Genomic DNA, 15,125 nt, shown 5'->3' with positions numbered 1-15,125 from the left:
CCCATGGCCTGCCTCGACGAGTCCACCTTCATGGAGTTGATGCTCGGCGGCCTGCCGCCGGAGCGCGCCGCGGAGGTGGACCGGCACCTGGACGCGTGCCCCACCTGCCGCCGGCTCGTGGCGGACGCCTTCCGCGCCCGCACGCCCACGGGCCTCGCCGAGCCCGCCGCCCTGCTCTCCCCCGCCCCCGCGTCCTCCGCGGAGGCCGTGCTGCCACGTGGCACCCCGGTGGGGCGCTACCTCGTGCTGGAGCGGCTCGGCGCGGGCGGCATGGGCGTCGTCTACTCGGCCTATGATCCCGAGCTGGACCGCCGCGTGGCCCTCAAGCTGCTGCGCGTGGCGGCGCTCGGCCTGGACGCCGAGGAGGGCCGGGCCCACCTGCTGCGCGAGGCCCAGGCCATGGCTCGCGTCTCCCACCCGCACGTGGTGTCCGTCTACGACGTCGGCACCTTCGGCGAGCAGGTCTTCCTCGCCATGGAGTACGTGGAGGCGCAGACGCTGCGCCAGTGGATGCGGGCCGCGCCGCGCTCCTGGAGCGAGGTGCGCGACGTCTTCCTGGACGCGGGCAAAGGACTGGCCGCCGCGCACACCGCGGGGCTCGTCCACGGGGACTTCAAACCGGAGAACCTGCTGGTGGGCGGGCGCGTGTGCGTCACCGACTTCGGCCTCGCCCGCCGCACCGCGCCGGGTGCCGCCCTCAAACCGGTGGGCGGAACCCCGGCCTACATGGCGCCCGAGCAGTTCGGCCCGGGTGGCCACGCCGGCGCACGCAGCGACCAGTTCGCCTTCTGCATCACCCTGTACGAGGCCCTGTACGGCGAGCGCCCCTTCGCGGGCGACACCGAGCGGACGCTGGTGGCGGAGATGCGCGCGGGCCGGGTGCGCCCCGTGCCGAAGGGGACGGAGGTGCCCGCGTGGCTGCACCGGCTGGTGATGCGCGGACTGGAGGTGGACCCCGCCGCGCGCCACCCCTCGATGGAGGCCCTGCTCACCGCGCTCCAGGGAGAGCCGGCGAAGCGGCGGCGGCGGTGGTGGCCCCAGCTCGGCGGAGCGCTGGCGCTGGTGCTCGCGGTGGGCGTCACGCACGCGGTGCACACGCGCGCGGCCCGGGCCTGCGGGGGCGCGGAGGAGAAGGTGGCCGGCATCTGGGGCCCGGAGCAGAAGCAGGCGGCGGAGGCGGCCTTCCTCGCCACGGGCCGGCCCTTCGCCCTGGAGGCCTGGAAGAGCGCGCAGCGCACGCTGGACGCGTACACCGCCGCCTGGGCCACGCTGCACACCAACGCCTGCGAGGCCACCCGGGTGCGCGGCGAGCAGTCCGAGGAGCTGCTGGGCCGGCGCATGCGCTGCCTGGACCAGCGGCTGGCCGAGGTGGCCGCGCTGACTCGCCTCTTCGCCCAGGCGGACACCCGCGTGGTGCAGCACGCCCCGCGCACCGCCGAGCAGCTCTCCCCCCTGGCCGGGTGCTCCGACCTGGCGGTGCTCGAGGCCGCGGGGCCCGTGCCCGGGGACGCCGCCTCGCACCCGCGCACCGAGGCGCTGCACTCGGCCCTGATGGAGGGACGCATGCTGGGCGCGGCGGGCCGGTACGCGGAGGGCGCGGCCCGGGTGCTCCCCGTCGCCGAGGAGGCCCGCGCCGCGGGGGACCGGTATGGCAGCGCGGAGGCCCTCCTGCTCGTGGCGGAGCTGCGGGACCAGGCGGGGGACTACCGTGGCGCGGAGAAGCTCATCCAGGAGGCCGTCTGGGCCGCCGAGGCCAGCCGCAACGACGCGGTGGCCGTGCGGGCCTCCACCCTGGCGGTGCGCATCACCGGCGAGCGGCTGGAGAAGTACGAGCTGGCGCACCTGTGGCAGGAGCGCGCGGACGCGGCCCTCACCCGCCTGGGAGGTGACGAGGTGCTGCGCGCCCGGTTGCTCAGCAACGTGGGCCGGGTGCTGTCCATCGAGGGCCGCTACGCGGAGGCCGCCGAGCGGCAGCAGCAGGCCCTGACGCTGCTGGAGAAGCACCAGGGGCCCGACTCCCTGGAGGTGGCGGACGTGCTCGTCGAGCTGGGCAACTCGCTGCTCACCCAGGGCCAGTTGGACGAGGGGCTCGCCCACCTGCGGCGCGCCCTGCAGCTGCGGGAGCGGGAGCTGGGCGCCACGCACCCGGACTCCGGACAGGCGCTGCTCGCGCTCTCGGGCGCCTCCTGGCTGAGGCGCGATATCCCCGAGGGCAGGCGGCTCACCCGGCAGGCGCTGCAGGTGCTCGAGCAGGCCCTCGGCCCGGACCACCCGATGGTGGCCTACGCGCTCAACGACTACGCGATGAACCTGCTCTACGGCTCGCGCGACGATGCGCAGGAGGCCATGCCGCTGATGCTGCGCGCGCTGCGCATCAGCCAGAGCACCGAGGGCCCGGAGAGCACCAGCGCGGCCATCTTCACCAGCAACCTCGCTCAAATCGAGATGACCCTGGGCCGCATGTCGGAGGCGGAGCACCACTTCCGCGAGGCCATCGCGCAGCTGGAGGCGAAACGCGGGCCCGAGCACGTGACGCTCTGCTCCCCGGTGCATGGGCTGGGCAACGCGTTGCAGCGGCAGGGCCAGGCCGAGGCGGCCCTGCCGTACTTCGAGCGCGCCGCCGCCATCCACTCCGCCCAGTCCGGTGACTTCCACAACGCCCGGGCGGAGCTGCTGATGAACCTGGGCAACGCCTACTTCGTGGCGAAGCGGCCCCGCGAGGCCATCGCCCCGCTGGAGCGCGCGCTGGCCTTCATCGAGAAGTCCCCCCATGCCGTCCAGCGCCACCGGGGCATCATCCGCTTCCGCCTCGCCCGGGCCCTCTGGGACTCCGGCGAGGACCCGCTCCGCGCCCGGCAGCTCATCACCGAGGCGCTCGGCCTCCTCCCGGACGACCGGGAGCCCGGGGTACAAAAGTTCCAGGAGAACCTGGAGCGGTGGCTCGCCGAGCACCCACCCGTCGCCGTCCCCAGCCGCTGACGCCGCCCGTCAGTGGTAGACGTCTACCACTGGGGTAGCACCTACACCTACATCACTGGTAGACGTCTACCACCGGGCCGCGCCAGGGCCCTCGGGCAGTCGCGGTCAGTCCCTCGCCGCGAGGTGCAGCTCACCGGCCCGCCGCTCGTTCTCGTCGGAGGGGACGAGCTCGATGGGCCCGTCGCCCGACTCCGCCTCGCGCCTCGCCTCCAGCAACTCCGCGAGGGCCTCCCGGGCACCGTAGGGCCTGCCCAACGCGCCGAGACACGCGTCCAGGTCCGCCTTCAACGCGGCGGCGCTGGGGTAGCGCTCCGAGGGGAGGCGGCGCAGCAGCTTGTGGAGGATGCGCCGCATGGGGGCGGACACGTCCCGCATCAGGTGCTCGATGTGCTCGGGACGGAAGGCGGCGGCACGCCGGGCCATCTCCTCCACCGTGGTCCAGCTGCGCTGCTCGGACAGCCAGGGCCCGCCGCCCTCGTCTCCCGGGTGGCCCGGGGGAAGCTCCGCGGCGGCCTGCTCCACCTGGTCCGTGCCATAGAGCTGCTGGCCCGTGGTCATCTCCAGCATCACCAGCCCCAGCGAGAAGAGGTCCGAGCGGGCATCCACCACCCCATCCGCCATGGGGTACAGGCGCTCCGGGGCGGCGAAGTCGATCTCCCCCCGGAGGACACACGTGCTGGTCGGCTCGCGTCCGGCCAGCCGGGAGAACGCCGACATGAAGTTGGCCAGCATCACCGCGCCATCGTGCCGCACGATGAGGTTGTAGGGGTCCACGCCGCGGTGGAGGACGCCCAGGGGCCGCCGCGCCTCATCCGTGAGGGTGTGCACGTAGGACAAGGCGCCCGCCGCCTCGGAGGCCACGTAGAACATGAAGGCCTCGGAGAGGTTGCGCTGGCGCACGCAGCCGTAATGCCCGGCCATGTTCAGGCTGATGCCCGACACGTACTCCGTCACCAGGTAGCGGAAGTCCCCGTGCCGGAACAGCCCGTGGGTGCGGGGAATGGCCGGGTGGGACAAGCGCGCGCCCAACGCCGCCACGTCCTTGAGGCGCGCGAGGCGCTTCCAGTGCGCGTCCGGCTCCAGCACCACCACCTCCACCAGCGGCCCTTCCCGGCCCCCGGTGCGAGGCAGACACAGGAAGCGCTTCAGCTCATTGGGCCCATTCGCCAGCTTCTGCAGCCGCAGATAGTCGGTGTCCCCGTGGGAGAAGAGGATGGGACGGCTTCTCTCCGCGGGCTCGTGCTCGAGAGGGTCTTGGGAGTCATTACCGGAGTCATTGCCAGACATGGAGGACACGCCTCTCCCCTCGCGGCGCGGCGGGACGGCCCGGCCCGGGTGGATTGAAGACGGGGAAGTGGTGCGAAGGTGCGAGGAGATTACCGGAGACATCCGCCAGGAGGGAACGACCTGAGGGGTTGCCTGGATGATTCCCGGCGTGGCCGCCCCTGCAAAGGCCCTTTACACCCTTCGGCTGCCGGGCCGTTGCGCGCCCGCTCGGGCTCACCTGTCAATAGCGGCGCGCTCCGTGCGTGGTCGGCTGCGCCTGGTTGGCGGGAGGGAACGTGACGTTCCCGAGGGTGACGGTGCGAGGCCCCTGCGCTTCCCAAAGCTTGAGGGTGCAGGGGCAGGCGAGTTGCCCCGGCTCCCTCTCGGCGCCCATCACGACAAAGCCCGGGGCGCCGGGAGCAATGGCCGACTCTTGCCACACGGAAAGCTCCACCTCCGCGCCCGTCGCGTCCTTCAACACGGCTCCCGCCGCCGTCCAGGGTTCGGCGCCAGGGTTTTCGAGCTCAAGCCCTACCGCCATGCTTCCCAGTTGGGTTTCGTCTTGGCGCTGGCTGTAGCTCATGGCATCCCGTGCCCTCAATGCGTTTTGGGGGTGCTGCTTCAAGGCTTGGGAAAGGTCCTTTGACACAACCCCCCCCTTACGCCTCAGCCATGCGGTGCCCATGAGTCCGCCGGGCTCCTTGCGCTCGGCCAGCAGCCGCGCCTTGTCCTCCTGACATTGGCGAGCGTCGGCCTGTGCCTCGTCCTTCTCTTTCTCGAGCACGTCCGCCGGGCGCGGCTGGCGGAACACCTCCACGCGCCGTGCCGCCCTTGCCGCATGGCCCACGAGCCAGAAGGCTGCACTTGCCGGGGCCGCGCCATCCGCGAAGCGCACCGTGACCCTTACCCTCTCCCCTGGCAGATAATCCCCCCGGGGAATGACGTGGAGAGTCAGCCCCTCCTGGCCTTGGGCCCAATCCGCGAGGCGGCCCTCTGGCTGAAACTCCACCGCCCCCGGGGCCAGGCGAGAGTCAAAGACAAACGCTGTCGGCTCGTCCGGGCTGACACACACCTCGGACGCCTGCCCCGTGGAGTCCGCCGCCACATCAATGCGTGGGGTAGCCGTGCAGCGGGGGACGGGGGGCGGCTCGGCGGCCTGTGCGACGCCAGCGAGGAGGGCGAGCGCCAGGAGGGCGCCAGGAGACGGGGGCAGCACGGAAATTCAACCTCCAGAATGCAAGCGGGCCCGCGTCAGACAACCGTCGGGCCCGTGTTGACCGCAACGGCGCGGCTCCCTGCTGCACACCGCGCCAGCCCTGCCGGGCGGCACTGGCTAGAAGCGGCCCTCGGCGAACACCTTGAAAACAGTGAAAATCTTCACGCTGCCGGGCCTGCTCTCGGGCGCGGGGCAAAACCCCAGCCCTACGGGACAGTCCGGGCCACTCGGCATGGCTGCTGGAATGGGTGTACCAATGACCAGGCAAACGGGGTAGGCGCCCCCGCCCGGAAGCTGCGCCTGGGTGAAGGTGCCATAAATGCGGCCTTCCCCAAGCTGCCACGTCCCCGAAAGCAAGGTGCCCTCGGGCAGGCGGCCAACTTTGTCCGTCACAACGCGAATGGGCCCCTCGGGCAGAGGGGCCGTATTCCCTGCTTCAAACTCTTCCCCTTGCAGCACGACGCGTCCGCTACCAATGCGGAGCCTTTCGTGTGTCTCCTGCCAACCGGCGGGGCACTCGGCGGGCGGGGGCGTGCGCCGCACCTGGGGAAGGGTGGCGGGGCCGGGGCAACCGGCGAGCAGGGTGCATCCGAGCATGAGCGCGCCCCTGCCCACCGGGGAGCCCGTCTGCTTCGGCCGGGGCATGGGGTGCTGGGAAACGGGAGCCTTCGCTGGAGTCTTCACGCGCGTGTCCTGGGAGGGCGTCGCACGGGCGACGGGCGCGGGGGTGGCCACCCTTCCGGGCACCGCGCCACCGTCACCTTCCGGCCGCTTCCCCTCGGGCGCCACTTCCTGGCCAAAGCCAGACATCACCTCGGGCGTGGGAGGAGCGGAGACCACCGCCACGGTTGCCTCCGGTGCCCCCGGCGCGGACCCGGGCCCCGCGGAACGGGCGAGCCCCAGGGCCGCCACGGCCAGCACCAGCGCGAGGCCCACGCCCACGCCCCACCCCGCCCGTGCCCCGCGTCCCGCGCGCGCCGGGGGCGGCGAGTCCACGGACGCGGGGGCCTCCCCGGTGGGCGGGGCCAGCGTCGCGGGCTCCTCCGGCGTGGAGGGCGGCTCGCCGCGCACCGGGTGGCGCCGCTCGTACGCCTCCAACCGCCGCCACCGCGCCTCCTCCACCTCGTCGTCCAGCTCGCCCTCGGCCTGCGTGGTGGTGGTGTCCGGGCCATACGCCGCGCACAGGGGCACGTCCCAGGCCGCGTCCGCCTCCGCCAGCGCCGCCGTGAGCGCGGTCTCCACCGCTCCGGTGTCCGGGTAGCGCGCCTCGGGCGCCTTCTCCAGCATGCGCCGGCACACGGCCCCGAGCGCCGGGGGCACGCGCGCGTTGCGCACCTCGGGCGGCTCGGGCTCCTGGTGCAGGATGGCCTCGCCCAGCGCCCGCGCGTCCACGTGCGAGTCCCCCGTCTCCTCCACCTCGAAGGGAAAGCCGCCCGTCAGCAGCCAGTAGAGCAGCACGCCCAGGGCCCACGCGTCGTCCCGTGCGTGCGCCGCGTAGGGCTCGCCCTCCGGGCCCCGCCGCCGGAAGCCCTCCGCCTCCGGGCTGCGGTAGGCCGCCGTGCCCGGCACCCCGGGCCCCGTCACCTGGTGCGCCCCGGGGAAGGTGCCCACCCCGAAGTCCACCAGCACCGGCCGCCCGTCCTTCTCCCGCACCACCACGTTGGCGCCCTTGACGTCCCGGTGCACCACCCCGGCCCGGTGCACGGCCGTCAGCTGCCGGGCCAGCGCCCGCACCAGCTCCGCCACCTGCCTCGCCGTGGGGTTGCGCCGCCGGGCCCACGTGGGCAGCGGCCACCCTCCCACGTACTCCATGACGAGGTAGACGAAGCGCGGCGCCCGCTCCGGCCACTCCCCATGCCCGCGCACCGCCACCCAGCCGATCCGCCGCAACCGCAGCAGCACCTCCAGCTCCCGCCATGCCCACCCCGCCGCGCGCGGCAGGTGGATGAACTTCACCGCGTACAGCCTCCCGCCCGGACTCCGGGCCCGGTACACCGTGCCCTGGCCTCCCGTGCCCAGCCTCGCCTCCAGGCACAGGCCCCCCACGTATGTCCCGGGCAGGGGGAGCTGCGGCTCCAGCGGCTCCCTGACCGCCTGCCGCCAGAGCAGACGCCGTTGTGCCTTCAGCCACCTGCCGGCCGGCCGCCGGGCCTCCGCCGCATCCATGGACTCAACCTCCGAGATGCGGCAGGATAACACCACCTCTTGGGACAGGTGACGACGAAAGGAAGGGCGGCCCCCAGGCTCGCTTCGGTGGTAGACGTCTACCACTGGCGGCCCGCCGGGCAGGCAACCAGGGGAGCCCCATGGACCGCCCGCCAGGGAGGCCCGCGAGAGAGAATCTCCCGCGCTCGCAGTGCGTTAGAGGGTGTCCGGAAGCGAAGGAACTCCACGACACCGAATGAGCGAGCACATCGACGGGACCCTTTCCAACCGAGCCGAGCCGGGCCAGTACCTCAAGGCCCCCCACCTCCTGCCCCGAGAGCCGGATGACGTCTTCGCGGGTGGAGGCGAGATGGGCGCGCACATGCGCGCCTTCGATTGGTCGGCCACCTCGCTCGGTCCCGTGGAGGGGTGGTCCCGGTCGCTGCGCAGCGCGGTGAGCATCTGCCTCAACTCGCGCTTCCCCATGCTCATCTACGGGGGGCCGGAGCTGCTCGTCCTCTACAACGACGCCTTCACCCCCATCTTCGGACGCAAGCACCCGGACCTGGCCCTGGGCCGTCCGGGCCGCGAGGTCTGGGCGGAGGCCTGGCACGTCATCGGCCCCATGCTGGAAGGTGTCATGGCCACGGGCCAGGCCACGTGGGCGGATGATCTGATGCTCCTCATCGACCGGGCCGGCTTCCTGGAGGAGACCTACCGCACCTTCTCCTATAGCCCCATCGGCATCGAGGAGGGCCGGGTGGACGGTGTCTTCACCGCGGTGAACTTCACCACCGAGCGCGTCCTCGGCGAGCGGCGGCAGCACACCCTGCGGCAGCTCGCCGGGCACGTCAGCCAGGCCCGGTCTCCGGAGGAGGCCTGCCGTCAGGCGGCGCGGATCCTGTCGGCCAACCCGGCGGACGTGCCGTTCGCGCTGATGTACCAGTGGGACGAGCGGCGCGCCCAGGCCACCCTGGTGGCGAGCGTGGGGATGGACGCGGAGCTGGACGCCAGCCGCTGGCCCCTGGCGCGCGTGGTGGCCACCGGACGCCTGGAGGTGATCACCGACGTGCGCACGCGCTTCGGAGACCTGCCGGGAGGAGCCTGGGACGAGCCGCCGCACTCGGCGGTGCTGCTCCCCATTGCCCAGCCGGGACAGAAGGCCTACGGGGTGCTGGTGGCGGGCGTGTCCCCGCGCCGCGCGCTGGACGAGGCCTACCGGAGCTTCTTCGAACTGGCCACCGGGCACCTGGCCTCGGCCGTCGACCACGCGCGCGCCGCGGCCGAGCTGGAAGCCAAGCAGCGGATGCTGGACGCGGTGCTCCAGCAGATGCCCGCGGGCGTCATCATCTCCGAGCCCTCGGGCCGGACGGCCTTCGTCAACCACCAGCAGGAGGAGCTGGTGCGCGGCCCCATGCACTACGCGGACAGCGTGGCGGAGTACAACGCGTTCCACGGCTTCCACCCGGATGGCCACGAACTCGGGCCCGAGGAGTGGCCGCTGTCGCGCTCGCTGCTGCACGGCGAGGTGGTGACGGACCAGGAGCTGGAGCTGGAGCGCCGCGACGGGAGCCGCGCGACGGTGCGGGTGAGCGCCAGCCCCGTGAGAGACCCCGAGGGCCGGCTCATCGCGGGCGTGGCCATCACCCGGGACGTGACGCGCCAGAAGGAGCAGGAGGCCGAGCTGCGCCGCCGCGTGGAGTTCGAGCAGCAGCTCATCGGCATCGTCAGTCACGATCTGCGCAACCCCATCCACGCCATCTCCCTGGCGGCCCACGCCCTGCTGCGGCAGGAGGAGCTCGACGCGCGCGCCACCCGGGCCGCCAGCCGCATCCTCTCCTCGGCCGAGCGCGCCGCGCGGATGATCCGCGACCTGCTCGACTTCACCCAGGCGCGCCTGGGCGGAGGCATCTCGCTGGAGCGCCGGTCCACGGACCTGCGGCACCTCGTCCACCAGGTGCTGGACGAGGTGGAGGTGGCCTGGCCGGAGCGCCACCTCCAGGTGAGCCAGCGGGGCTGCGCCACGGGCGAGTGGGACTCGGACCGCATGGCCCAGGTGCTGTCCAACCTGGTGACCAACGCCCTCAAGTACAGCCCCAAGGACACGCCCGTGCGCGTGGAGCTGAGCGCCGGGAGCGACACCGTGGAGCTGTCGGTGCACAACGACGGGCCGCCCATTCCGCCCGATGTCCTTCCCCGCCTCTTCGAGCCGCTCCAGCGCGGCACCCCGCAGGTGGACCGCGCCAGCCGCAGCATCGGACTGGGCCTCTACATCGTGAAGCACCTGGTGGAGGCGCACGGGGGCACCGTGGCCGCCCATTCGGAACAGGGCCAGGGGACGACCTTCACCGTGCGGCTGCCCCGCCTGCCGGGCGCCCTCGCCCACCACTGACGCCCGCGCGGCGGACTCCCGCCGGACGGCTCACGGGGGCCGCGTGGCGAGGGCCCGGGCCTGCTCGACGCTCGCGGCGCAGCGGAAACCGAAGTGGTGGAAGATGGGCCGGTTGGCGGGCACGTGCGGCCGCCGGTACACGGACGTCGCGTACGAGGCCGGCCAGAACCACGAGCCCCCTCGCACCACCTTCTCCGTGTGCCCTGGGCAGGGCTCGCGGCCCTCGCACGGGCCCTTCGGGTCCACCCCCAGGCATGCCTCGCCACAGGCCTTCCACGAGGGCGTGTACCAGTCCGCCACCCACTCCCAGGCGTTGCCCGCCATGTCGTAGAGCCCGTAGGGGTTGGGGGGCCGCGTGCCCACCGGCTCCGGACGTCCCACGTCGGCGTGCGTCTTCGAGCGCTGCTTCTTTCCGCAGCTCCGCCCCCGGCTGTCCTGGATGACCGCGCGCTCGCAGGTGGCCGGCTCGTTGCCCCACGGGTAGAGCCGCCCGTCCGTGCCCCGCGCCGCCTTCTCCCACTCGGCCTCCGTCGGCAGGCGCTTGCCGTGCGCCTCGCAGTAGCCCTTCGCGTCGTACCAGCTCACCCCGTTGATGGGCTGCCGCGGGTTGTCGAAGTCGCGGTAGTTCGGCCCGCCCTTGCCGCACCGGCCCTCCTTCTCGCAGGCCTTGTAGTCGCCGTATGTCACCTCGTGGGTGTCCATGTAGAAGGTCTGCACCCAGACCTCCGCCTGGGGCCGGGCCGGCGCGTGCTTCCCCGTGTTCACGCCTCGCGGGAAGGGACCTCCGGGAATGCAGGCCATGCCCGCCACCGGGGCCTCCAGGCAGGGCGTCTGCGCTGCCGCCGCGCCCGCCACCCCGAGCCCGAGCACGAGGAAGAGCCGCCTCGGAGTCCTCACCGCCGCGCCTCGCGCCGCCGGGTCCGCGACAGCTTCCCCACCTTGCGGATCGTCCGCTTCTCGAGGCGCTTCTGCGTCAACGCCTCGCGGGCCTCGGCGGGCCCGGTGTCGAGCCGCGACAGCCCGCGAGCCTCGCCGGTGTCCGGCGCGTACCGGAGCATCACGCGCGCATCCCGCGTCTTCGGATCCTCCAGCCAGGCCAGGAAGCTCGAACCCGACTGGGTGTTGTAGTGGTAGTAGGTGCCCTTCACGTGCGTGATGCCCCGCTGGCCGCTCGTGCGGACCACCACGGTGCGCTCGTCCAGCGGGAGCGCGCGGATGTTGCTCCGGTACCTCGCGTCATAGGGGAAGTACTGCTCGGCGTTCGAGAGGTAGAGCACCCCCACCTTCCTCCCCACCTGCGCCGCGGCCCGGCCGATGGCGCTCACCGTGCGATGGGCGGTGAGGTCGCCCCGCACCATGAAGACCTTGTTCTCCTGGTAGAGGCGGCGGATGTGCGCGTACTCGGCGGCATCCACGACGAAGCAGGGCAGTGACGCCTTCGCCATCTGCTCCACCAGGCGCTTCAGCCGCCGCTCCACCGCCCAGCGCGCGGTGCCGTAGGCCCGGAGCGCGCCCACCCGCTCCAGCCTGTGGGGGTAGCCCTCCTCGATGAGGCGGCGCACCTCCGCACGGCTCTCCTGCCGCCACAAGCGCAGGAAGTCCTCGGGCGTCTCCGCCGCCTGGAAGATGACGCGGTAGACGCGGTGGAGGTCCACGATGGACTGATCGAAGTCCATCAGCACGAGCACCTCCGCACGCGCCCAGGCCCCCAGCAGGTAGTTCTGGTCCGAGCCCACCCCCATGTAGAGGCCGCCCTTGTCCTTCACCGCCTCGTAGAAGAGCTCGAGGTGGTCCTCGTTGGAGATCCAGAAGTGGCTGTCGCGGACGAGCTCGGGCGGGGCGGGATCCGCGGGCAGCCGGGCGAAGGCGTCGAGGGCCGGCTCATTGGCGGCGGCCACGAAGCTGGCCAGGAGGACGGCAAGGGCGAGGACACGCATCACGTCCATGATAACGCGCCGCGCGTGATACGCTCGGGGGGTCGTCCAGGGGCGCGCCGCCGCTCCCGGGGGCCTGAATGTCGGCGCATCTCTTCGCCTCATCCGTCGTCGCGCTCATCGTGGCGCTCTTCAACGGCCTGCTGGCCGGCTATGTCCTCGCCTCCGCCCGGGGCGAGCGGCGCAAGCTCTTCTTCGCCTGCGGCCCCACCGGAGTGGCCCTCTTCGCCGCCGGGTGGTTCGTCGTCCTCCTGGAGCCCCGCGCCCGTGAGTCCGTCCGCGTGGCGGTCGGGTTCGCCGCGCTGATGTCCGTCTCCGGCTTCGTCGCCGATGCCTTCTCCGACCTGGGGCCCTCCCGCGCCCGCCAGCGGCTCCTCTGGGCCCTCCTGCCCACCGGGCTGGCGCTCCTCGGGCTGTCCGCCTGGGTGGCCGTGGCCTACGAGCAGCCGCTCCTGGCGGTGTACCCGCAGGTGCTGGGACTCGCCGGAGTGGGGCTGCTGGGGGGGCTCCGCCTCGCGCTGTGCCGGCACGAGAACGCCTCCATCCGCCGGCTCTCCCGGCACCTGACGGCGCTCATCGGGGTCTCGCTGCTCGTCTGCCTGCTCCGCACGGTGCGCGAGCTGCTCCAGGGTGCGCCCGCGGGCAACGGGATGGTCCTGTGCATCGTGCTCGCCGCCGAGATGGCCACGCTCAGCTACACCCTCCACGAGCGGGTGGCCGTGCAGCTTCCCGTCTCCCGGGCCCTCACCCATGCGGTGCTCGCCATCGCGGTGGCTTGCGCCGTCGTCGCGGTGTTCCGCGTGCTCGGCTACCCGGTGGACCTCGTCCAGGTCTCCGTCTCCGTGGTGGTGGCGCTCCTGGCCTCCCTGCTCTTCATCGGCCTGGGCGAGCAGCTCAACCGGGGCATCGAGCAGCTCCTGTTCCCCCAGAAGGTGCGGCTCGCCGAGCAGCTCTCCGCCTCCCGCGCCGAGACCGCGACCCTGCGCGGCCGCCTGGAGCGCGCCGAGCGCCTCGCCATCGCCGGGGAGCTGGCCGCCTCGGTCGCCCATGAGATCAAGAATCCGCTGGCCGCCGTGCGCGGTTACGCCGAGCTGCTCACGGGGCAGACCGGGCACGTCTCCACCGAGCACCGCGCCCGCTTCGAGAAGGCGGTCCGCATCATCCGCGAGGAGAGCGATCGCATCGACGCCCGCGTCGCCGAGCTGCTGAGCCTCGGCCGGGCGCCACGGGGAGAGAAGGGGGCGGGCCCGCTCGACGTGTCGCGCATCGTCCTGGAGGCGGTGGCGGTGGCCGAGGGCGAGCCGGGCTTCCCCACGCTCGTGCCCCGGTTGGACCCGGACCTGCGCGCGGTGGGCGACGAGGACGCGCTGCGCGGGGTGCTGCTCAATCTGTTGAAGAACGCCGCCGAGGCCATGCAGGAGGCCCAGGGCGGGCGCATCGAGGTCGTGGCCCGGGGTGAGGAGGGCCGCGTGGTCGTCGAGGTGCGCGACGAGGGCAAGGGGCTCGAGGCCGTGGATAAAGAGCGGCTCTTCCGGCCCTTCTACACGACGAAGACGGGCGGGACCGGGCTGGGGCTCGCCATCTCGCGCTCGGCCATCGAGTCCGCGGGCGGCAGGCTCGGGCTCCAGCCGCGCGCGGATCGGCCCGGAGCGGTGGCCCGCGTGGAGCTGCCCGTGGCGACAGGGGGCCCCGGCCCGGCGAGGGAGGACGTGCGATGACGGTGGATGCCGCGGTGGAGGGGCCCGAAGTGGCGCTCGTGGAGGACGAGCGCAACCTGCGTGAGCTGTACCAGGACGTGCTGGGAGCGCGGGGGCTGCGGGTGGTTCCGCTCGACTCGGTGGCCGCCGCGGAGGCGTACCTCTCGCGGCATGCGCCGGACCTCCTGCTGCTCGACGTGAAGCTGGGCGATGGGGATGGGCTGGCGCTGCTCGACCGGTTGCGCAAGCAGGGGCTGCGCACGCCCGTCATCGTGATGACCGCCTTCGGCACCGTGGAGCGCGCGGTGCAGGCGCTGCGCGCGGGCGCGGCCGACTTCCTCGTCAAGCCCTTCGCCAACGAGCGGCTCGTCTCCTCGGTGGAGGCCGCGCTCGAAGCGGGACGCCGGCTGGTGGAGCTGGAGCTGGCCGCGCCCACGCTCGCCCCCGAGACGGAGGCGGGCCGCGCGCTCATCGGAGCGGAGGGCGGGCTGCGGGACGTGGCCGCGTTGCTGCCCCGGGTGGCGGCCTCGGATGCCACCGTGCTCGTGCGCGGCGAGTCCGGTACTGGCAAGGAGCTCGTCGCCCGCGCCATCCACGCCGCCTCGCCCCGGCTCGACGGGCCCTTCGTCTCCGTCAACTGCGCCGCCCTGCCCCCTTCCCTGCTCGAGTCCGAGCTGTTCGGCTTCGAGCGCGGTGCCTTCACCGGCGCGCACTCCCGGCGCAAGGGACTCATCGAGACGGCCGAGGGCGGCACGCTGTTCCTCGATGAAATTGGTGACATGTCCCTGGAGGCCCAGGCGCGCCTCCTCCGCGTGCTGCAGGAGCGGGAGATCACCCGCATCGGCGGGCGCGAGACCGTGAAGGTGGACCTCCGCGTCATCTCCGCCACCCACCGGGATTTGGACGCCATGGCCGCCAGCGGGCAGTTCCGCGCGGACCTCCTCTACCGGCTCGCCGTCATTCCCATCCACCTGCCGCCCCTGCGCGAGCGCGCACGCGACATCCCCGGCCTCATCGCGCACTTCCTGGAGAAGCACGCCACACGCAAGGGGCTCACGCCTCCCAGGCCCGATGCGGAGACCCTGCGCCGTGCCTCGGTCTACTCCTGGCCCGGCAACGTGCGCGAGTTGGAGAACTTCGTCGAGCGCGCCGTCGTGCTCGGCCACTTCGATGCCGAGTCGCTCCGCGCGCCTCTGGCTCAGAAGGCGGTTCAGGGTCCCTCTCCCGCTCCGGTGGAGGCTCACACGGACGCTCCCGTCCAGACCCTGCGCGATGCCGTCGCCAGCGCCGAGCGCGCCGCCGTCATCGCCGCCCTCCAGGCCTCCAAGGGACAGAAGACCGCCGCCGCCCGGCTCCTCGGGGTGAGCTACAAGACCCTCTTCAACAAAATCCACGAACACGGCATCCGCGAGGAGCTCCACATCGGCTGAGTGGCTCGCCGTTCCGGGGATACCTGTGTAACGCGTTACATACCTCTGTCTCCCGGCTCCCAGGTG

Annotated in this window: 9 protein-coding genes; 4 read left to right on the top strand and 5 right to left on the bottom strand. The window is 72.8% G+C overall.

Annotation, left to right across the window (positions count from 1 at the left end):
* Positions 1-3: 3 nt before the first annotated feature.
* Positions 4-2,979: a tetratricopeptide repeat protein gene (locus NR798_RS13920; RefSeq protein ID WP_375771948.1), complete on the top strand. Its 2,976-nt coding sequence runs from the start codon at positions 4-6 to the stop codon at positions 2,977-2,979.
* Between the two features lie 105 nt (positions 2,980-3,084).
* Here NR798_RS13920 and NR798_RS13915 read toward each other — a convergent pair whose 3' ends face one another.
* The 3 genes from NR798_RS13915 to NR798_RS13905 all read right to left on the bottom strand — a co-directional run bounded on the left by NR798_RS13915 (position 3,085) and on the right by NR798_RS13905 (position 7,627).
* A complete protein-coding gene (locus NR798_RS13915; RefSeq protein WP_375771947.1) occupies positions 3,085-4,266 on the bottom strand; it encodes a serine/threonine protein kinase in 1,182 nt (393 codons plus the stop codon).
* A 220-nt stretch (positions 4,267-4,486) separates the two neighbouring features.
* Positions 4,487-5,461, bottom strand: coding sequence for a DUF2381 family protein (locus tag NR798_RS13910; protein ID WP_375771946.1), 975 nt, complete (start codon positions 5,459-5,461; stop codon positions 4,487-4,489).
* A 117-nt stretch (positions 5,462-5,578) separates the two neighbouring features.
* On the bottom strand, positions 5,579-7,627 hold the full coding sequence (locus NR798_RS13905) for a protein kinase (RefSeq protein ID WP_375771945.1): 2,049 nt from the start codon (positions 7,625-7,627) through the stop codon (positions 5,579-5,581).
* A 235-nt stretch (positions 7,628-7,862) separates the two neighbouring features.
* Here NR798_RS13905 and NR798_RS13900 point away from each other — a divergent pair, with 235 nt between their 5' ends.
* Entirely contained in the window at positions 7,863-9,998 is a 2,136-nt protein-coding gene (locus NR798_RS13900) for an ATP-binding protein (RefSeq protein WP_375771944.1), read from the top strand.
* Positions 9,999-10,028: 30 nt separating this feature from the next.
* Here the strand turns inward: NR798_RS13900 and NR798_RS13895 are convergent, their stop codons facing one another.
* A complete protein-coding gene (locus NR798_RS13895; RefSeq protein WP_375771943.1) occupies positions 10,029-10,895 on the bottom strand; it encodes a formylglycine-generating enzyme family protein in 867 nt (288 codons plus the stop codon).
* The gene (locus NR798_RS13890; RefSeq protein WP_375771942.1) at positions 10,892-11,944 is read right to left on the bottom strand and encodes a hypothetical protein; all 1,053 of its coding nucleotides are present in this window, start codon (positions 11,942-11,944) and stop codon (positions 10,892-10,894) included. The genes NR798_RS13895 and NR798_RS13890 overlap by 4 nt, the downstream gene beginning before the upstream one ends.
* 68 nt (positions 11,945-12,012) lie before the next feature.
* On the opposite strand from NR798_RS13890, the gene NR798_RS13885 reads away from it, so the two are divergent.
* Positions 12,013-13,650 (top strand): PAS domain-containing sensor histidine kinase, encoded by a 1,638-nt coding sequence (locus NR798_RS13885; RefSeq protein WP_375771941.1) that lies wholly within the window; start codon positions 12,013-12,015, stop codon positions 13,648-13,650.
* Positions 13,647-15,059, top strand: a complete 1,413-nt coding sequence (locus tag NR798_RS13880; RefSeq protein WP_375771940.1) for a sigma-54-dependent transcriptional regulator — start codon at positions 13,647-13,649, stop codon at positions 15,057-15,059. The genes NR798_RS13885 and NR798_RS13880 overlap by 4 nt, the downstream gene beginning before the upstream one ends.
* The last annotated feature ends 66 nt before the right edge of the window (positions 15,060-15,125 follow it).

The organism is Archangium gephyra (assembly GCF_042230915.1).
GTDB classification, from domain to species: Bacteria; Myxococcota; Myxococcia; order Myxococcales; family Myxococcaceae; genus Archangium; species Archangium gephyra_B.
Note: the sequence above shows the minus strand (reverse complement) of the source record. Positions and strands in the feature narration are given on the sequence as shown.